We start from the raw sequence: 18,661 nt of genomic DNA, 5'->3' as shown, positions 1-18,661 counted from the left end.
ACGGCCACCGGATCCGTCGACTTTCGGCCACTCCGCCCCGCGGGCTCGGCCCGTACCGTGACCGCATGCGGAGCAGGCTGGTGGACGCCGGGGCGCTGGCCGTCGCGGTCGCGTTCGGCCTGACCGCGCAGCAGCTGGTGATCTTCGGCGGATTCGCGCACCTGCGCACCGTCCCGGTCCTCGATCTCGCCGTCGGGGCCGTCGCGCTGTCCGCCGTGCTGTGGCTGCGCAGGCCCGCGCCGGTGGCGTTCACCGTGCTCGGGGTGGCAGCCAGCCTGGTGTCCACCGTGGCCGGTGCGGTCCCGCTGATCGGCGCGTTCTCCGTTGCGGCACACCGACGGTGGCCCGTCGCCCTCGCGACGAGCCTGCTGGTCGTGCTCAACGCGGGGATCCTGCAGATCGTGCGGTACCCGGTGCCGGACCCGCCGTCGGCGGCGCTCGGCGGGGTGCTGTGCGCCGTCGCGGCGACCGGATGGGGCATGTTCGCCCGCGCCCGGCGCCGCGTCGTCGCGTTGCTGGAGGAGCAGGTGGCGCAGGAGCGCCGGGCCGCCGGGGAGCGGGCCGAGCGGGCGCGCCGCGACGAGCGCAGCCGGATCGCCCGCGAGATGCACGACGCCCTCGGCCACCGCCTCTCCCTGCTCGCGGTGCACGGCGGCGCCCTCGCCTTCCGCACCGACCTGCCCGCGGACGAGGTCACCCGGGTCGCCGGGATCGTCCGCGACCAGTCCCGTCTCGCGCTCACCGACCTGCGGACCGCCGTCTCCGCGCTGCGCGAGGGCCCCCAGGACCCGCCGCCCCGCCTCGCGGACCTCCCCCGCCTCGTCGACGAGGCCTGCTCGGCGGGGCTCGACGTCACCCTCCGGTCGGACGACGGGCCGGAGCCGCCGCCGTCGCTGGGCCGGGCCGCGTACCGGATCGTGCAGGAGGCGCTGACCAACAGCCGCCGCCACGGCGCCGGGCTGCCGGTCGACGTCCGGGTCGAGCACGGCGACGGGGCGCTCCACGTGGCCGTCGAGGAGCGAGGTCCCCGCGCGGTTGCGCCGGCGGGGACCGGCGCCGGGCTGACCGGGCTGCGCGAGCGCGTCGCGCTACTGGGCGGAACCCTCGACGCCGGCCCGGGGCCCGAGGGCGGCTACCGCGTCCGCGCGACGCTGCCGCTGTGACCCGGGTCCTGCTCGTCGACGACGATCCGCTGGTCCGCAGCGGTCTGCGGGTGCTGCTGGGCGGTTCCCCGGAGATCGAGATCGTCGGCGAGGCCGAGGACGGCGACGAGGTGGTGGCCGCCGTCGCCCGGTTGCGGCCCGCGGTCGTGCTGATGGACCTGCGCATGCGCCGGACCGGCGGGGTCCGGGCCACGGAGCTGGTCCGGGCGCTCCCCGCGCCACCGGCCGTCCTCGTGCTCACCACCTTCGACACCGACGAGGACGTGCTCGGCGCGCTGCACGCCGGCGCGGCGGGCTACCTGCTCAAGGACACCCCGCCGGAGGACCTGCTGCGCGCCGTGCGGACGGTGGCCGCCGGGGACGCGATCCTGTCCCCGGCGGTCACCCGCACCGTGCTCGCGCAGCTCGGCGACCGGGCCCGGCCGGAGGTGGCCGCGCAGCTGGAGCGGCTTTCCGCCGGCGAGCTCCGGGTGGCCCGCGCGGTGGCCCGCGGGCTCTCCAACGCCGAGATCGCCGCCGAGCTGCACCTGAGCCCGGCCACGGTGAAGGCCTACGTCTCGCGGGCGCTGACCGCCCTCGACCTCACCAACCGGGTCCAGCTCGCGCTGCTCGTCGTCGAGGCGGGCCTCACGGCTCGATGACGTTCTTCCCGAGCACCGCCCGTCCGGCCAGCCCGGCGAGGGCATCGGCGGCCTTCTCCAGCGGGAACCGGCCGCCGACGGGCGGATCGACGAACTCCGAGTCGAGGAAGGGCAGCAGCCGGCCCCACTCCTCGCGGAAGTACCCCGGCCGGGCCATCGCGTAGGCGCCCCAGCCGACGCCGCGGACGTCGATGTTGTTGAGCAGCAGGCGATTGACCTTGACGGTGGGGATGTCGCCCGCGGTGAACCCGATGACCAGGAGCCGCCCGTGCGCCGCGAGGCTGCGCAGCGAGTCCGTGAAGCGGTCGCCGCCGACCGGGTCGACCACGATGTCCACGCCCCGGCCGCCGGTCAGCTCCTTGACGGCGTCCTTGAACCCGTCGGCCAGCACGGCCTCGTCGGATCCGACGGTCTTCACGAAGTCCGCCTTCTCCTGGCTGGAGACGACCGAGATCACGTGCGCGCCCATGGCCTTCGCGAGCTGGATGGTCGCCGTGCCGATGCCGCCCGCGGCGCCCTGCACGAGGACGGTCTCGCCCTCGCGGAGCTGCCCGCGCAGCTGCAGCGCGAACGTCATCGTCAGGTAGTTCATCGGCAGGCAGGCGCCCTTGTCGAACGCGACGGAGTCCGGCAGCGGGTAGACGTCGGCCGCGTTCGTGGCCACGAGCTCGGCGAACGCGCCCGTCAGCGTCGTCGCCGCGACCCGGTCCCCCGGCGAGAACTCCGATCCCGCCGGCGCCTCCCGGACCACGCCGGCGAGCTCCCCGCCCAGGGTGAACGGCACGTCGGGCCGGTACTGGTACTTCCCCTCGCTCAGCAGCAGGTCGGGGAAGTTGACGCCCGCGGCCTTCACCTCGATCAGGACCTCGCCGGGGCCGGCGACCGGCTCCGGGACGTCGGCCACCTCGACGGCCGACGGCCCGTCCGTGCGGGTCACCCGTGCTGCGCGCATCCGTCCACTCCTCATCGTCGAGCTGTCACGACCGGTATCCCGGGTCGGCCACCGCCACCCGCGCCGTCTCCGACTCTCGCACGGCGGCGATCACCTCGGGAGGGTGCGGGGCGAGCTCGCCGGTCCTTTTCCGGGTTCCTCCGATAGCGGTCAGGAACTGACCGGTATGCCTCCTAGAGTTGTCCTCGACAGCACGGACGAGAGCACCGGGAGACACCATGAACGCCACCCTCACCAGCGAGAAGTCGGACCTGCTGGCAGCCCTCGCGAAGCACCGCTTCCTCTTCCGCTACACCGCCCAGGGACTCACGGACGAGCAGGCCGCGGCCACCCCGACCGTCAGCGAGCTGTCCGTCGGCGGGCTGATCAAGCACGTCGCGTTCACGGAGTCGGGCTGGGTCGACTTCATCGAGCGCGGCGCGGCCGCGATGTCCTTCGACGAGTCGTCCTACGAGACGCACACCAACAGCTTCCGGATGCTGCCGGGCGAGACCCTCGAGGGGATCCTCGCCGAGTACGAGAAGGTCGCGGCGCGCACCGAGGAGGTCGTGGCGGGGCTGGAGACCCTCGACCTCACCCACGACCTGCCGGACGCGCCGTGGTTCACGGACAGGTCCTGGTCGGCGCGGCGCGTGCTGGTGCACCTGGTGGCCGAGACCTCGCAGCACGCGGGGCACGCCGACATCATCCGGGAGACGATCGACGGCCAGAAGAGCATGGGCTGACCGCCGCTGCACTGATTCCGTCGGTGGTCTCTGCTCTACTGCCTCCGTGCTGCTGAACCACGTCGTCGAGACCTCGGCCGCGGTCGGCGCCACCCGCTCCCGCAAGGAGAAGTCGGCGGCGCTGGCCGCGCTGCTGCGGCTCGCCGGACCGGAGGAGGTCGAGGCGACCACGGCGTGGCTCGCCGGGGAGCCCCGGCAGGGGCGGATCGGGACGGGCTGGCGGACGTTGTCCGCGGCGGCCGGGGACCCCGCCTCCTCCCCCACGTTGACCGTCGCCCAGGTGGACGCCACGTTCACCGAGCTCGCAGGCCTTTCGGGGGCCGGATCCGCGCGCCGGCGGACCGAGCTCCTGGGCTCGCTCCTGGGTGCGGCGACCGCCGACGAGCAGCGGTTCCTCGTCCGCCTGCTCGGTGGCGAGCTGCGGCAGGGCGCGCTCGAGGGCGTGATGCTCGAGGCGGTCGCCGAGGCGTCCGCCGTTGCGGCTGTCATCGTCCGGCGGGCGTTCATGCTCTCCGGTTCGTTGCCGTCCACGGCGGCGCTCGCGCTCTCCGGCGGAGCGCCCGCCCTCGACGCGGTGCGGCTCGAGGTGGGCCGGCCGGTGCGGCCGATGCTCGCCTCCCCCGGGTCCTCGCTCGACGCGGCGCTCGAGTCGCTCGGCGAGGAGGTCACCGTGGAGTACAAGCTCGACGGGGCGCGGATCCAGGTGCACCGCCGCGGGGACGACGTCCGGGTCTGGACCAGGACGCTGCGCGAGATCACCGGGGCCGTGCCCGAACTGGTGGAGCACGTGCTGGCCCTGCCCTGCACCGAGGCCGTCCTCGACGGGGAGACCCTCGCGCTCGACGACGACGGGCGCCCCCGCAAGTTCCAGGACACCATGTCCCGCTTCGGGTCCGACGGCGCCGGGGACGAAGGGGCGGAGGTGCTCCTGTCGCCGTTCTTCTTCGACCTCCTGCACCTCGACGGGCGGGACCTGCTCGACGCGCCGTTGTCCGAGCGCCTCGACGCACTCGCGGGCCTGCTACCCCCGGCCCTGACGATGCCCGGGAGGCGGCACCCGTCCGCGGAGGAGGCCGCCGAGGTGCTCGACGGGGCGCTCACGGCCGGGCACGAGGGCGTGGTCGTCAAGGCGCTCGACGCCCCGTACGCCGCCGGCCGGCGCGGGAAGTCCTGGCAGAAGGTCAAACCGGTGCACACCCTGGACCTGGTGGTGATCGGCGCGGAGTGGGGCTACGGCCGCCGCACCGGCTTCCTCTCGAACATCCACCTCGGCGCCCGGGACCCGGACGGCGGCCCGCCGATCATGGTCGGCAAGACCTTCAAGGGCATGACGGACGAGCTGCTGGCCTGGCAGACGGCGGAGTTCCCCGCCCACGCCGTCGAGGACGACGGGCACGTGGTGGCGATGCGCCCCGAGCTCGTCGTGGAGATCGCCCTCGACGGCGCCCAGCGCTCGGTCCGCTACCCCGGCGGCGTCGCGCTGCGCTTCGCCCGCGTCCTGCGCTACCGCCCCGACAAGACCCCCGCCGAGGCCGACACCCTCGACGCCGTCCAGAACCTCCTGTGAGTGGCGATCCTCGCCGGAGCGACTATCGCCACTCACGACCGCTGACCTGCGGCGATCGGTGATCGTGCACTCCGGGCGCCCGGCCGCTACCCTTGGCTCCCCGTGCGCTTCATCGATGGTCACCAGCCCCGCACGGACCTCACCTACGACGACGTCTTCCTCGTCCCCGGCAGGTCCGCCGTCGCCTCCCGCTTCGACGTCGACCTGACGACGGCCGACGGGACCGGCGCGACGGTCCCGGTCGTCGCCGCCAACATGACGGCGGTCGCGGGGCGACGGATGGCCGAGACGCTCGCCCGCCGCGGCGCCCTCACCGTGCTGCCGCAGGATGTGGCGCCGTCCGCGGTCGCGGAGATCGTCGGCTGGATCAAGTCCCGGCATCCCGTGTGGGAGACCCCGCTCGTCCTGCGGACCGGCGACGCCGTGGCGGACGCGCTGAACCTGCTGCCGAAGCGCGCCCACGACACCGTCGTGGTGGTCGACGACGGGGCCCGCCCGGTCGGCACCGTCAACGAGGCCGCCTGCCAGGGCGTCGACCGGTTCACCCGGCTGTCCGAGGTCCTCGACCCCGCACCCGTGCTGCTCCCGGTGGGCACCGCGCCCCGTGAGGTGTTCGACGCGCTCGGCGGGCACGGCGTCGCCCTCGGTGTCGACGACGAGGGCCGCCTCGCCGGGCTGCTCACCGCGCTCGGCGCCATCCGGGCCGGGATCTACACCCCGACGCTCGACGCGCGCGGCCGGCTGCGGACGGCGGCGGCGATCGGGATCAACGGCGACGTCCCGACCAAGGCGAAGGCGCTGCTCGACGCCGGCGTGGACGTCCTCGTCGTGGACACCGCGCACGGGCACCAGGAGAAGATGATCGAGGCGCTGCGCGCGGTGCGGGCTGTCGTGGACGACTCGGGCCTGCCGGTCCCGATCGCGGCGGGCAACGTCGTGACCGCGGCCGGGGTACGCGACCTCGCGCTCGCGGGCGCCGATGTGATCAAGGTCGGCGTCGGGCCGGGGGCGATGTGCACCACCCGGATGATGACGGGCGTCGGGCGGCCTCAGTTCTCCGCCGTGCTGGAGTGCGCGGCGGCGGGCCGGGATCACGGCGTGTCGATCTGGGCGGACGGCGGGGTGCGCTTCCCCCGGGACGTCGCGCTGGCATTGGCCGCCGGGGCCGCGTCGGTGATGATCGGCTCCTGGCTCGCGGGCACCTACGAGTCCCCCGGCGACCTGCTGCGCGACGAGGCGGGCCGGGCGTACAAGGAGTCCTTCGGCATGGCGTCGAAACGGGCGGTGAGTGCCCGCACCCGCGGCGACAACGGTTTCGACCGCGCCCGTAAGGGCCTGTTCGAGGAGGGCATCTCCAGCAGCCGCCAGCTCCTGGACCCGAACCGCCCCGGCGTGGAGGACGTCCTCGACGGCATCGCCTCCGGAGTCCGCTCCGCCTGCACCTACGCCGGCGCCACGACCCTGAACGACCTCCACGAGAAGGCGGTCGTAGGTATCCAGACCCAAGCCGGCTTCACCGAAGGCACCCCCCACGGCCTGTGACCTGAGCGAACGGCACCCTCGCTCATACCTAGTGACCGAGAGTGCCGTTCGCTCATCGGGCAGCGTGCCGGACCCGTCGGCGCCGGCGACGGTGGCGGCGCCGTTCGAATGAGCGAGCGGCACTCTCGCTCATACCTAGTGAGCGACGGCGCCGCTCGCTCATCGTGCGGGGAGTGCGATGACGGGTGGGCGCGGGCGGCGGGCCGCGTGGGCATAGGCCTGCCGTAGCTCCTCGACCACCTCGGCTCCGCGCCGGCGAAGTGTCTGCGGGAGCGAATGGACGACGATGATCCCCGCCGCGGTCATCCGGGTGTGTCGCTCGACGGTCCGCTCGTAGTCCGCGGCGTCGAAATGAAACTCGCGGGAGTCGATCTCCCAGGCCAGACCGACCTCGTCGAACCAGGCGTCGGGCGTTGCGACGTGGGTTCCGCGCTCGTCGACGAGCTGCGGGTTCCACAGCGGGTCGGGGAGCCGGCACCGGCCGAGCAGCTCGCGCGCCTTCGCCTCCGCCACGGAACGGACGCCGTCCGCGATCTCCCGGAGGACGGTGCGAGGCAATGCGGAGCCGCGGCCGCTCCCGGCATCGAGTTCGGAGCGGAGCTCGGCCGGTGTCGCCCGGCCGCTCTGCACGACCTCCGCGAGGATCGCCCGCACCGTGTCGCGTTCCCGGCACCGCCGGCAGAAGTCCAGCGCCGCCCGCGCCACCGGCGCGACGGGCAGCAGGCGCGAGCCTCGGGCGTCAGGAAGCCGCTCGGTCCTTTCCGCAAGGACACGGCCCGCACCGAGCCGCCGCCGGTCGCTGGGAATCAGCAGGTGAACCGGACCCGCGACGGTCGGGATCCGACGCAGGCCGGCGAGCTCCAGCGCGTCCAGTCCGGTGAGCAGGGCGGTGTCGCCCGCGTAGAGGAGTGCAGCCCGACGGTGGTCGTCACGGGTCGGCGGTCCGTTGCGGAGCAGCAGCACGCCCGGCAACAGGGCACGCCAGGGACCGCCGGGGCGACATCGTTGGTGGATCGTGCGACGTGGAACGCCCATGTCCTGGAGATCCGTCGCGCGGACGACGAAGGTGTCGGCCCGGAAGGCGATCTCGTCGAGGGTCAGGGAGCAGACGCGTAGTGGCATGCTCCGATGGTGACGCCTCGCTGCCTTCGCCGGGTTCGTCCATCCACAGGTGCCTCAAACTGTGGACAACTCGCGTCATGAGCGAGAGTGCCGCTCACTCACTAGGTATGAGCGAAAGTGCCGTTCGCTCCAACAGGGTTCGGGACGGCGCTTCGCGGCAGTCGGGGCGTCTGCATGAGTGAACGGCGCTCTCGCTCACTAGATGTGAACGAGAGCGCCGTTCGCTCATCCGCGGGTTAGTTGCCGGGGCCCTCCAGCATCTCCGTCACCAGGGCGGCGATCGGGGATCGCTCGCTTCGGGTGAGGGTGACGTGGGCGAAGAGGGGGTGGCCCTTCAGCTTCTCGATGACCGCCGCGATGCCGTCGTGGCGGCCGACCCGGAGGTTGTCCCGCTGGGCGACGTCGTGGGTCAGGACGACGCGGCTCGCGGTGCCCAGCCTCGACAGCACCGTCAGCAGGACGTTGCGTTCCAGGGACTGCGCCTCGTCCACGATCACGAAGGTGTCGTGCAGGGAGCGGCCTCGGATGTGGGTCAGCGGCAGGACCTCCAGCATGCCGCGGGCGATGATCTCGTCGAGGACGTTCTGCGTGACCAGGGCGCCGAGGGTGTCGAAGACGGCCTGGGCCCAGGGGCCCATCTTCTCCGCCTCGCTGCCCGGCAGGTACCCGAGCTCCTGGCCGCCGACGGCGTAGAGCGGCCGGAACACCACGATCTTGCGGTGCTGCTGGCGTTCCATCACCGCCTCGAGGCCCGCCAGGAGCGCGAGGGCCGACTTCCCGGTGCCGGCCCGGCCACCGAGGGAGACGATCCCGATCTCCGGGTCGAGCAGCAGGTCGAGCGCGACGCGCTGCTCGGCGGAGCGGCCGTGCAGGCCGAACGCCTCGCGGTCGCCGCGGACCAGCTTGATCTGCTTGTCCGGCGTGACCCGGCCCAGTGCCGACGACGTGCCGCCGATGAGCCGGACGCCGGTGTTGCAGGGGAGCTCGGCGGCCTCGCCGTGGTGCAGCGTGCCGTCGCGGAAGAGCGTGTCGATCTCCTCGGGAGCGACCTCGATGTCCACCATCCCCGTCCAGCCCGAGGGGACGACGTCCTGGCCGTGGTACTCGTCGGCCGGCAACCCGACCGCGGAGGCCTTGACCCGCAGCGGCATGTCCTTGGTGACCAGCACGACCTGGCGACCGGCGCCGTACTCGGCCTGCAGGTTGAGCGCGCAGGCGAGGATCCGGCTGTCGTTGCTGTCCGTGCGGAAGCCGCTCGGCAGCACCGACTGGTCGCTGTGGTTGAGCTCGACGTGGAGCGTGCCGCCGGCGTCCCCCACGGGAACGGGCGCGTCGAGCCGGCCGTACTTGATCCGCATGTCGTCGAGCAGCCGCAGGGCCGCTCGGGCGAACCACCCGAGCTCCGGGTGGTGCCGCTTGCCCTCGAGTTCGGAGATCACCACGAGCGGGAGGACGACCTGGTGCTCGTCGAACCTGGTCAGGGACCAGGGGTCCGACAGGAGTACCGAGGTGTCGAGCACGTAGCAGCGGGGCGTCTCCACACCGCTCTGGTGAACCGGGGCCGTACGACGTTCGGTCACGGGTGCTCCCTCGCGAGCGCGGCACCGCGCCCACTCTTTCGCTGGGCCGGCCGGCCCCTGTGCGGGTGCACGAGCGGTATCGACGCCACCGCTCGCACGCCCGCGAGGGCCGGGTGCCGGCCCTCTCGGGTGCTTCGCAACACCACGGTCAGGGCCTCCCCGGGCGGTGCGATCGGGACGCACCGCCGGGCATGACGCTACTAGCGGTCACCTGCATGCGGTCAAGGGCAACATTCGGTTACAAGCCTCACCGAAGCCGAGAATTAACAGAACGGCCGACCGCTCATCGCGTGATCGACACCGTCCGTCGTCGACACATCTCGTCCGGACGGCACCCGGTCGGCCCAGTTCCGGACGTCCGAAGAGCCCAGCGAGCCGGGGACGAGGGGCCTGTCGAGCAGCGCGCGGAAGCACTCGGGGCGTCCGGCCCACCACGCGCGGACCATCGGGTACCCGACGACGTAGGTGGCCGAGTAGGCCCGCCAGTGCGGGTCCGCGACGAAGGTGAGGACGCGGCGGGCGCGGGCCTCGTCGAGCAGCAGCCAGCGCCGCAGGTGCTCCAGGGCGACGTCCGGACCCTCCGTCGCGACCAGCAGCGCGGCGTCGAGCCGGGCGTGCTGCAGCGGCAGCATCGCCTCGTCCAGCCGCTCGGCCAGCGCGCCGTCGGTCCGCACCCCGACCCTGGCCAGCAGGTTCGCGGCCCAGGGACCCCAGCCCGGCCCGACCGCGGCGTCCAGACCGAGGTCCGCGGCCCCCTCCACGACGAGCGCGCGCGGGCTCCGGGTCAGGCTCAGCGCCCGCTCCGGCGCGGTCCGGGCGGCCGCGACGCGGCGCAGGTGCTCGACGTGGTGACCAGGGTAGGTCTCGTGCGCCACCAGCCGGGCGAGCTGCCCGGCGCGCTGCGGGCCGTCGACGGAGAACCGGGCCACCGACCGGTGCCCACCGAGATGGCGGGTGAGGCCGCTCCACGGCCGTCCCTCCACGAACTCGAGGGTGAGCTCCTCGTCCGCCGGCAGGTCGACGAGCGAGCGGCTCCGCTCGCGCAGCGCCGTGACCAGCGCGGACACTGCTGCTCGACGACGGGTGGCCGGCAGCTCGTCCGCGCTGCGGTGGGCCGCCAGCCGGGCCCCGACGTCGCCCCGGCCCGGCAGCAGCGCGTCGAGGGAGCGGTGCGCCTCGCGGTAGCGGTCCGGATCACCGAGCGCGACGTCGACGCCGTAGGTCTCACGGATCTCCACCGGCAGCGGGACCCGCAGGCCCGCGAGCCGGCGCGCCGCGGACCCGAGCGCGGAGAGCTCGCCGTCGAGGAACGCCGCGCGCTCCCGCGCGAGGTCCTCGCCGGGAAGACGTCTGCGCAGCTCGTCGGCCTGTGTGGCCAGGTCCGAGGCCCGCGCGAGCGGCTCGGAGGCCACGCCACGGCGCAGGGCCGGATCGCCGTGCCAGGCCTCGACGAGGCCCGGCTCCAGGCGGTCCAGCCGCAGTGCGAGGCGCACCATCTCGGCCGGAAACGACCGATCCACGCTCACCCGAGCCTCATCCGCCGGACGCTACCCCCCGAACGGCCCGTCCACGATCGTGGCGACCCCCTCCCCGGTCGAGTGAAGACGATCACCGACGGTCCATCGGGACCACCACCGAGGCAAGTGAATTGCGCTTTCATTTCACCTGATCAAGGGAATAACCGAACACACAGTTCGTGCTTCACACGATGGTGTTATCGGATTTGTAGTAAGGAGCTCGAACGGATAACTTTCTCGGCAGTCAGCGCGGGCTCCCCGGTCGGACGCTGACGTGAACGGTGCCGGCTCGCCGGTTCCCACACAAACAGGAGAAAAACTGTGCTGAAGAAGGCTGGAATCGTCGTGGCCGGCGTTGCCGCTACGCTCGTCGCCGTCTCCCCGCTCGCCTTCGCCGGCGACAAGGGGCACCACGCGTCGCACGTCACCGGCATCGACAAGTCGAGCCAGGGCCTCATCAACGTCTCGGGCAACGACGTCAACGTCCCGATCCAGGCGTGCAACAACGACGTTCCGGTCGCCGCGGGCGCCGGCGTCGTGCAGGGCAACCTGAAGGACATCACGGGCGCCCTCACCGGTGCGGCCGCGCTGTTCGGCCAGGCCTCGGCCGACACCCACGTCAAGACCGACTCGTCGCGCGCCTGCGCGCAGGAGTCGGCCGCGGGCGACTCGGTCAGCTGATCTCGGTCATCTGACTCCAGGAGCGCCGGACCTTCGGGTCCGGCGCTTCTGTCGTGTCCGGGGCCGTTTCCGATGATCACTCTGAGTGGTCCGAGATCTCCTCGAAATACACCCCATCGATGGAGTAACTCGTCGCCGAAACTGCTCCAGACACGATAGTGGTACGGAGTTGTCTTTTCGCCCCCGCAATTCGCTAAATTGTCCTCAGTCGATGCGGGCTCCCCGGTCTCAGCGTCGACAGGTCAGGTCCGGTCTCGGGCCGCACGACTCACAGGAGAAACAGTGCTGAAGAAGGTTGCCCTCATCGCCGCCGCGTCGGCTGCGTCCGTCGTCGCCCTCTCCCCGCTCGCGTTCGCCAGCGAGACCGGCATCAACAAGGCCAGCGAGGGCCTGTTCAACGCGTCGGCCAACGACGTCAACGTCCCGATCCAGGCCTGCAACAACGACGTCCCGGTCGCCGCCGGCGCGCTCGTGGGCCAGGTCAACGCCAAGGACATCACCGGTGCGGCCACCGGCGCCCTGGGCATCCTGGGTTCCTCGAAGGCCAAGACCGACGTGCACACCGACTCGGACCGCTCCTGCGGCCAGGTCTCGGGCGCGGGCGACTCCGTCAACTGACGTAGTCCTCTCGCACCACCGAATGGCGTCGGTCCCCTCGGGGACCGGCGCCGTTCGGCGTTTCCGGGCAGAAGTGACAACGGCCCGAGGATTCGGTCGCGGTGCCGGCCGGCCCGGACTCGTCAGCACCGCTGGGAAATCGACCGGACGAACTCCGGCGAGCCGGCCCCGCCGCGAGGGGACCCGAATGAGCTGTGCCGCCGCAGACGGGGCCAGGTGGGCTCCTTGCGAGGTAGGCGGTCCGCGCCCCGTCGTGGCCGCGAGCGTCCGAGACCTTTCCGAAATACACCCCATCGGTTGAGTAACCCCGGTCAAAATGTGCTCCAGACACGATAGTGGTACGGAGTTTGGGGAAGCGCCCGCAATTCGCTAAATTGATCTCAGTCGCCACGGGCTCCCCGTCACTAGTGGCGACAGTCAGGCCCGAACGCGGGCCGTACGACAACAGGAGAAAAACTGTGCTGAAGAAGGTTGCCCTCGTCGCCGCCGCGTCGGCTGCGTCCGTCGTCGCCCTCTCCCCGCTCGCGTTCGCCAGCGAGACCGGCATCAACAAGGCCAGCGAGGGCCTGTTCAACGCGTCGGCCAACGACGTGAACACCCCGCTCCAGGCCTGCAACAACGACGTCCCCGTCGCGGCCGGTCTGGGTGTCGCCCAGGCCAACGTCAAGGACATCACCGGTGCGGCCACCGGCGCCCTGGGCCTGTTCGGCAAGGCCAAGGCCGACACGCACGTGTCGACCGACTCGGACCGCTCCTGCGGCCAGGTCTCGGGCGCGGGCGACTCCGTCAACTGACGTAGTCCTCACACCACCGACGGCGTCGGTCCCCTCGGGGGCCGGCGCCGTTCGGCGTCTCGGGGGTCGGCCGCCGGAGCGGTCCCGGGGATCAGCCGCCGAAGCGGCGGTGGCGGGCGGCGTAGTCGCGCAGCGCCCGCAGGAAGTCGACCCGGCGGAACTCGGGCCAGTAGGCCTCGCAGAAGTAGAACTCCGAGTGCGCCGACTGCCACAGCAGGAAGCCGGAGAGCCGCTGCTCCCCCGACGTCCGGATGACGAGATCCGGGTCCGGCTGGCCGGACGTGTAGAGGTGGGCGGCGATGTGGTCGACGTCGAGCACCTCGGCCAGCTCCTCGATGGAGGTGCCGGACTCGGCGTGCTGCAGCAGCAGCTTGCGCACGGCGTCGGCGATCTCCTGCCGGCCCCCGTACCCGATCGCCACGTTGACGTGCAGGCCCGGGCGCTCGGTGGTGCGGGCGGCCGCCGCCGCGAGCCGCTCGGCGAACGGCGCCGGGAGCAGCTCCATCGCCCCGACCACCCGCAGCCTCCACGGCCGCGCCGGGCCGCTCAGCTCGTCGACGACGTCGCCGATGATGTCCAGCAGCGGATCGAGCTCGTCCGCGGGCCGGGTCAGGTTGTCCGTGGACAGCAGGAAGATCGTGACGACCTCGACCCCCGCGTCCCCGCACCAGCCCAGCAGGTCGGAGATCTTCGCGGCACCGGCGCGATGCCCGTCGTTGACGTCGTCGAGACCCGCGTCGCGGGCCCACCGCCGGTTGCCGTCGAGGATCAGCGCGACGTGCCGCGGGCGCTCCGACCCGGCGAGCCGCCGGGCGAGCCTCGCCTCGTACGTCGAATAGAGCAGGTCACGGACGCCCACGCGAGGGAGCCTACGCCCGGCGGTCGCCCGACCGGGTCACCGTCACCGGGCTTCACCGCCCGGCCATCGAGAAGCAACCGGACCGGGGGCCCCGTGCCGTATTCTCGGCCGGGTGACGACCGGGACCCTCGCCCCGCCTCCGGACCTGCCCTTCGTCAAGCCGCGCATGCGCGGCTGGCTCCACGTCTGGTCCTTCATCGTGTCCGTGGCCGCGTGCGCGGTGCTGATCGCGATCTCGGCGAGCCTGGTCGGCGGCGTCGCCGCCGCCGCGACCTCGATCTACAGCGTGACGATCCTCGGCCTTTTCGGCACGAGCGCGCTCTACCACCGCCGCACGTGGTCGACGCCGCGCAGCCGGCTGGTCATGCGCCGGCTCGACCACTCGATGATCTTCGTGTTCATCGCCGGCACGTACACGCCGGTCGCGCTCCTGGCCATGGATCCCGTGACCGGACGCTGGGTGCTCGCCACGGTGTGGGGCGGCGCGCTGGCCGGGGTGGTCCTGAAGACCTGCTGGCCGAAGGCACCGAAGTGGGTCGGTGTGCCGATCTACCTGGCGCTGGGCTGGGTTGCGGTGTTCGTCCTGCCGGACCTGCTGCACAACGCCGGCGTCGCCGCGCTCGTCCTGCTGCTGGTCGGCGGGGGCCTCTACACCGCCGGCGCGGTGTTCTACGCCGTGCACTGGCCCAACCCGTGGCCGCGCACCTTCGGCTACCACGAGTTCTTCCACGCGGCCACGGTGCTGGCCGCGATCTGCCACCAGATCGCGATCTGGTTCGCGCTCTTCCCCGGCTGAGCCGGGGCTACTCGGGGCCCTGGGTGCGGAGCTCGTCGACCTTCGCCATGGCCTCGCGCAGGTCCGCGAGCCAGGTGTCGGTGTTGCGGCCGACCAGGCGCACGGCCCAGGCCAGGGCGTCGGAGCGGGAGCGGGCCACGCCGGAGTCGACCAGCGTGTCCAGCACCATGCGCTCCGGCTGCCGCAGCCGCGTCATGACCGGCACCGACGCCGTCGTGAACAGCTCCTCGACCTCGCCGATCCGGGCACCCCACGCCACCTTGCGCTGGTAGCGGTGCTCGGCCTGGCGAGCGATGTCGATCCGCTCGTCGCGCGTCTGCTCGCGGAAGCGGGAGATCCGCCCCGCGGCCGCGGCGGCCTGCTCGGCCCGCCCGGCGTCGCTGTCCTCGAAATCGCCCTCGACCGCCGGCAGCTCGCCGACGATGACGATCTCCTCGCGGTCGATCGTGACCTCGGGGGCGCCGGTGAACCAGCCGTCCGGCAGCCGGCCGGACAGCCAGGCCGCGGCATCACCGGTGTCCGGCAGGTCCGCCTGCTGCCAGCCGCCCCGCGGGCCGCGACCCTGCCCGCGCCCGCCGCCGTGCCAGCCCTTGTGCATCCGTCCGGTCATCGCACACCTCCTGTTGCGTGCTTACGAGATTACACAGCAACAGAGGCAACGGCGGTGTGTTCACCCGAAGCGAAGTGAGCCCCCCGGCGAAGTGCCGGGGGGCTCGCGACGGTGGCCGTCAGTTCTTGGGCTGCTCCTGGTCGACGGGAGCCTCACCGTCGGCCGACTCCTCGTCGAACGACTTCGGCAGCCGCCTGATCCGCCGGCTCATCGACACGACCAGCGCGATGGTGGCGGCGGCCAGGCAGAGGATCACCACGAGCGCCACGGGCGACGCGCTGCCGAACTCCTCGCCCTTGCCCGCGGGCGGCGCGGGGTCCTGGGCGAGCACGGCGGTCCCCGCCGGCGCAGCTCCGGGCAGCCCGACCAGCACGATCTCGCTCACCCGCCCAGGCTACGCGGGGCGGGCGGAGCGCCTCACCCCGCCCGCAGCGCAGGCTCGCGGACGTCCTCGATGCCGGCGAACAGGTCGTCCTCCGGGGTGGAGGTGGGGACCTCGGAGCGCACCAGCTCGTACTCCTCCCAGGGCCAGATCTCCCGTTGCAGGTCGAGCGGGGAGAAGAACCAGCGGCTCGTCGGGTCGATCTGGGTGGCGTGGGCGCGCAGCGCGTCGTCCCGGCGCTCGAACCACTTCCCGCACTCGACCCGCGTGGTCACCCGGTCGCCCGGGTCCGGGCGCTCGTTGAACCGCTCGATCCACTCCACCCACGGCGACTCCTCGCCGCGGGCCATGATCGCCTCGTGGAACTTCAGGATGCGGGCCTTCGAGAAGCCGTGGGAGTAGTAGACCTTCAGCACCTGCCACGGCTCGCCGGCATCCGGATACTGCTCCGGATCCGCCGCCGCGTCGAGCGCCGCCATCGAGACCTCGTGGGTCCTGATGTGGTCCGGGTGCGGGTAGCCGCCGTTCTCGTCGTAGGTGACGACGACGTGCGGGCGGAACTCGCGGATCAGGCGGACGAGCGCCTCGGTGGGCACCTCGAGCGGCTGCAGCGCGAAGCAGCCCTCCGGCAGCGGGGGCTTCGGGTCGCCCTCGGGCAGCCCGGAGTCGACGAACCCGAGCCAGCGGTGCTCGACGCCGAGGATCTCGGCCGCGCGGGCCATCTCCTCCCGCCGGATCTCCGACATGTTCTCGAGCACCTCGGGCCTGTTCATCGCCGGGTTGAGGATGCTGCCCGCCTCGCCGCCGGTACAGGTCACGACCATCACGTCGTGCCCCTCGTCGACGTACCGCGCGGTGGTGGCCGCACCCTTGCTGGACTCGTCGTCCGGATGGGCGTGCACGCTCATCAACCGCAGGCCGCTGCTCGGCGTGCTGCTCCCGTGGCGAGAGGTCATGATCGACCGCGGTCCTTCCCGTCCGTCCGCGCGCGGTTGCGCGCGCCTGTTCCCGACCGGCACGTCGTGGGGCCGGATCCGAGTCGATCCTCCCAGACTGCACCGACACTTCCGTGCGGGTAGGGCAACGCCCGCGCTCGCCGACCTCTTCCCCGATGCTTCCCACCAGCGAAAACGAGGGGTCCGGGAACTCTCGCGGCGGCCCGTCCGTTCGCCGAAGTACCGCGACGAGCGGTGCGTCCCGTGTTAGGATTTCCGGCACACGGCCCGCAGGCGGGTCGTGTTTTTCCTTACTCGGGGCTGCTGCACCACGTCGAGAGCCCCTGCCCGTGAGACCCCGGGCGAACCGGCCCGCACAGTGCGGAGCCCGGACTGTTGGAGGAGTGATGACCGTGACGGAGACTCAGGTGACCTGGCTCACCCAGGATGCCTTCGACCGGCTCAAGACGGAGCTGGACGACCTGATCGCGAACCGTCCGGTCATCGCCGCCGAGATCAACGCCCGCCGCGAGGAGGGCGACCTCAAGGAGAACGGCGGCTACCACGCCGCCCGCGAGGAGCAGGGCCAGCAGGAGGCCCGCATCCGCCAGCTCCAGGAGCTCCTCCGCACCGCCCAGGTCGGCACCTCGCCCAGCAGCGCGGACCAGGCCGCCCCCGGCACCGTCCTCACCGTGAAGTACGAGGACGACGAGGACACCGAGAAGATGCTGCTCGGCTCCCGCGAGGAGGGCAGCGCCAACGGGCTGCAGGTCATCTCGCCGAACTCGCCGCTGGGTGCGGCGCTGATCGGCGCGAAGAAGGGCGAGGAGCGCTCCTACTCCCTGCCCGACGGCGGCTCCATGAAGGTCACGCTCGTCGCGATCGAGCCCTTCACCGGCTGACGCGCGGGTCCCCGTCCGGCACCCCGGTCACCACCACGCGGTGACCGGCGGACCGCAGTGCCGCGACCAGCTCGCGGCAGTGCTCCGGTCCCCGCATCTCCAGGCTCAGCGCCACGTCGACCTCACCCATGGGGACCGTGGCGCTGATCCGGCTGTGCTCGACGTCGATCACGTTGGCGCCGAGCCCGCCCACGCCGGTGAGCAGCGCCGCCAGCGCGCCGGGCCGGTCCCCCACCCTGACCTGCAGGGACAGGTAGCGGGCGGCCGAGGCCATGCCGTTCTGGATCACGTGCAGGAGCACCAGCGGATCCACGTTGCCACCGGAGAGCACGGCGACGGCGGGGGCGGCGAAGCGGCCGGGATCGCCGAGCAGCGCGGCCACGGTCGCGGCGCCCGCGGGCTCGACCAGCAGTTTCGCCCGTTCCAGGCAGAACAGCAGGGCCCGGGAGATCGAGTCCTCCCCGACCGTCACGAACTCGTCGACGGTGGCCTCGACCTGCCGGAACGTGAGGTCCCCGGGGCGGCCGACCGCGATGCCGTCCGCGATCGTGCGCATCTCCCCGAGGGCCACCGGCCCGCCCGCGGCCAGGGAACCGGGCCACGCCGCCGCACCCGCGGCCTGCACCCCGACCACCCGGACGTCCGGTCGCTGGGCCTTGATCGCGGCCGCCACCCCGCCGAGGAGCCCGCCGCCACCCGCCGCGACCAGCACGGTGGCCACGTCCGGCACCTGTTCGAGCAGCTCGAGGCCCACCGTGCCCTGCCCGGCGACGACGTCCGGATGGTCGAAGGGGTGGATGAGCTCGGCCCCGGTCCGCTCGGCGTGGGCGATCGCGGCGACCAGGGCGTCGTCGACCGTCTCGCCACCCAGGAGCACCTCCGCGCCGTAGCCGCGCGTGGCGTCGACCTTCGGGATCGCGGCGCCCGCCGGCATGAACACGGTCGCGCGGATCCCCAGCAGCTGGGCCGCCAGCGCCACGCCCTGCGCGTGGTTGCCGGCGCTCGCCGCCACCACCCCGCGGGCCCGTTCGGACTCGGGCAGCCGGGCCAGCCGGGTGTACGCGCCGCGGATCTTGAACGACCCGGTGCGCTGCAGGTTCTCGCACTTGAACCACACCGGCCCGCCGATCGCGTCGGACAGCGCGCGGCTGAGCGCGACCGGCGTCGCCCTCGTGACCCCGGCCAGCAGCTCGCGAGCCGCGCGGATCTCCGCGAGGCCGACGGGCGGCCCCGTCGTCACGTCGGGCGTTGTCACGTCGGTCACAGCGTTCCCCG

At 72.7% G+C, this 18,661-nt stretch carries 19 protein-coding genes; 10 read left to right on the top strand and 9 right to left on the bottom strand.

Features of this window, described 5'->3' with window-relative positions; translation table 11 throughout:
• Positions 1–65 precede the first annotated feature (65 nt).
• Both ABD324_RS10855 and ABD324_RS10850 read left to right on the top strand, forming a co-directional pair.
• On the top strand, positions 66–1,163 hold the full coding sequence (locus tag ABD324_RS10855) for a sensor histidine kinase (protein WP_344415140.1): 1,098 nt from the start codon (positions 66–68) through the stop codon (positions 1,161–1,163).
• Positions 1,160–1,804: a response regulator gene (locus tag ABD324_RS10850; protein WP_344415138.1), complete on the top strand. Its 645-nt coding sequence runs from the start codon at positions 1,160–1,162 to the stop codon at positions 1,802–1,804. Before ABD324_RS10855 ends, ABD324_RS10850 begins: the two co-directional genes overlap by 4 nt.
• Here ABD324_RS10850 and ABD324_RS10845 read toward each other — a convergent pair.
• Positions 1,791–2,756 carry an NADPH:quinone oxidoreductase family protein gene (locus ABD324_RS10845; RefSeq protein WP_344415136.1) on the bottom strand — a complete coding sequence of 322 codons (966 nt, stop codon included), beginning with the start codon at positions 2,754–2,756 and terminating at the stop codon, positions 1,791–1,793. The genes ABD324_RS10850 and ABD324_RS10845 overlap by 14 nt on opposite strands.
• 218 nt (positions 2,757–2,974) lie before the next feature.
• On the opposite strand from ABD324_RS10845, the gene ABD324_RS10840 reads away from it, so the two are divergent.
• The 3 genes from ABD324_RS10840 (at position 2,975) to ABD324_RS10830 (ending at position 6,590) form a co-directional block, all read left to right on the top strand.
• Positions 2,975–3,481: a DinB family protein gene (locus ABD324_RS10840; protein WP_344415134.1), complete on the top strand. Its 507-nt coding sequence runs from the start codon at positions 2,975–2,977 to the stop codon at positions 3,479–3,481.
• Positions 3,482–3,527: 46 nt separating this feature from the next.
• Complete coding sequence (locus ABD324_RS10835; RefSeq protein ID WP_344415132.1) at positions 3,528–5,048, top strand: ATP-dependent DNA ligase; 1,521 nt, start codon at positions 3,528–3,530, stop codon at positions 5,046–5,048.
• Between the two features lie 102 nt (positions 5,049–5,150).
• Positions 5,151–6,590, top strand: coding sequence for a GuaB1 family IMP dehydrogenase-related protein (locus ABD324_RS10830; RefSeq protein WP_344415130.1), 1,440 nt, complete (start codon positions 5,151–5,153; stop codon positions 6,588–6,590).
• 159 nt (positions 6,591–6,749) lie between these two features.
• On the opposite strand, the gene ABD324_RS10825 is transcribed toward ABD324_RS10830, so the two are convergent.
• The 3 genes from ABD324_RS10825 to ABD324_RS10815 all read right to left on the bottom strand — a co-directional run bounded on the left by ABD324_RS10825 (position 6,750) and on the right by ABD324_RS10815 (position 10,818).
• Positions 6,750–7,712, bottom strand: a complete 963-nt coding sequence (locus tag ABD324_RS10825; RefSeq protein WP_344415128.1) for a hypothetical protein — start codon at positions 7,710–7,712, stop codon at positions 6,750–6,752.
• Between the two features lie 236 nt (positions 7,713–7,948).
• On the bottom strand, positions 7,949–9,292 hold the full coding sequence (gene phoH2 / locus ABD324_RS10820; RefSeq protein WP_344415126.1) for an RNA 5'-3' helicase PhoH2: 1,344 nt from the start codon (positions 9,290–9,292) through the stop codon (positions 7,949–7,951).
• Positions 9,293–9,555: 263 nt separating this feature from the next.
• Positions 9,556–10,818: a DUF885 domain-containing protein gene (locus ABD324_RS10815; protein WP_344415124.1), complete on the bottom strand. Its 1,263-nt coding sequence runs from the start codon at positions 10,816–10,818 to the stop codon at positions 9,556–9,558.
• Positions 10,819–11,130: 312 nt separating this feature from the next.
• Between ABD324_RS10815 and ABD324_RS10810 the strand changes: the two genes are divergently transcribed.
• From ABD324_RS10810 to ABD324_RS10800, 3 genes are all read left to right on the top strand, one after another.
• Complete coding sequence (locus tag ABD324_RS10810) at positions 11,131–11,490, top strand: hypothetical protein (protein WP_344415122.1); 360 nt, start codon at positions 11,131–11,133, stop codon at positions 11,488–11,490.
• A gap of 282 nt (positions 11,491–11,772) precedes the next feature.
• Positions 11,773–12,108, top strand: a complete 336-nt coding sequence (locus tag ABD324_RS10805; protein WP_344415120.1) for a hypothetical protein — start codon at positions 11,773–11,775, stop codon at positions 12,106–12,108.
• 458 nt (positions 12,109–12,566) lie between these two features.
• A complete protein-coding gene (locus ABD324_RS10800) occupies positions 12,567–12,902 on the top strand; it encodes a hypothetical protein (protein WP_344415118.1) in 336 nt (111 codons plus the stop codon).
• A 91-nt stretch (positions 12,903–12,993) separates the two neighbouring features.
• Here ABD324_RS10800 and ABD324_RS10795 read toward each other — a convergent pair whose 3' ends face one another.
• The gene (locus ABD324_RS10795; protein WP_344415116.1) at positions 12,994–13,761 is read right to left on the bottom strand and encodes an isoprenyl transferase; all 768 of its coding nucleotides are present in this window, start codon (positions 13,759–13,761) and stop codon (positions 12,994–12,996) included.
• A 166-nt stretch (positions 13,762–13,927) separates the two neighbouring features.
• On the opposite strand from ABD324_RS10795, the gene trhA reads away from it, so the two are divergent.
• A complete protein-coding gene (trhA, locus tag ABD324_RS10790) occupies positions 13,928–14,557 on the top strand; it encodes a PAQR family membrane homeostasis protein TrhA (RefSeq protein WP_344416335.1) in 630 nt (209 codons plus the stop codon).
• 7 nt (positions 14,558–14,564) lie between these two features.
• On the opposite strand, the gene ABD324_RS10785 is transcribed toward trhA, so the two are convergent.
• The 3 genes from ABD324_RS10785 to mca form a co-directional block, all read right to left on the bottom strand.
• Positions 14,565–15,167 carry a hypothetical protein gene (locus ABD324_RS10785; protein ID WP_425565800.1) on the bottom strand — a complete coding sequence of 201 codons (603 nt, stop codon included), beginning with the start codon at positions 15,165–15,167 and terminating at the stop codon, positions 14,565–14,567.
• Positions 15,168–15,285: 118 nt separating this feature from the next.
• Positions 15,286–15,552 carry a hypothetical protein gene (locus ABD324_RS10780; protein ID WP_344415114.1) on the bottom strand — a complete coding sequence of 89 codons (267 nt, stop codon included), beginning with the start codon at positions 15,550–15,552 and terminating at the stop codon, positions 15,286–15,288.
• Positions 15,553–15,584: 32 nt separating this feature from the next.
• On the bottom strand, positions 15,585–16,505 hold the full coding sequence (gene mca / locus ABD324_RS10775; protein WP_344415111.1) for a mycothiol conjugate amidase Mca: 921 nt from the start codon (positions 16,503–16,505) through the stop codon (positions 15,585–15,587).
• 392 nt (positions 16,506–16,897) lie between these two features.
• Between mca and greA the strand changes: the two genes are divergently transcribed.
• Positions 16,898–17,386 carry a transcription elongation factor GreA gene (gene greA / locus ABD324_RS10770; RefSeq protein WP_344415109.1) on the top strand — a complete coding sequence of 163 codons (489 nt, stop codon included), beginning with the start codon at positions 16,898–16,900 and terminating at the stop codon, positions 17,384–17,386.
• Here greA and ilvA read toward each other — a convergent pair.
• Positions 17,376–18,641: a threonine ammonia-lyase gene (ilvA, locus tag ABD324_RS10765; protein ID WP_344415107.1), complete on the bottom strand. Its 1,266-nt coding sequence runs from the start codon at positions 18,639–18,641 to the stop codon at positions 17,376–17,378. The two genes, greA and ilvA, sit on opposite strands and share 11 nt — an antisense overlap.
• Between the last annotated feature and the right edge of the window lie 20 nt (positions 18,642–18,661).

This window comes from Pseudonocardia ailaonensis (assembly GCF_039531635.1).
Lineage (GTDB): Bacteria > Actinomycetota > Actinomycetes > Mycobacteriales > Pseudonocardiaceae > Pseudonocardia > Pseudonocardia ailaonensis.
This window is presented reverse-complemented; position numbering and strand designations above follow the sequence as displayed.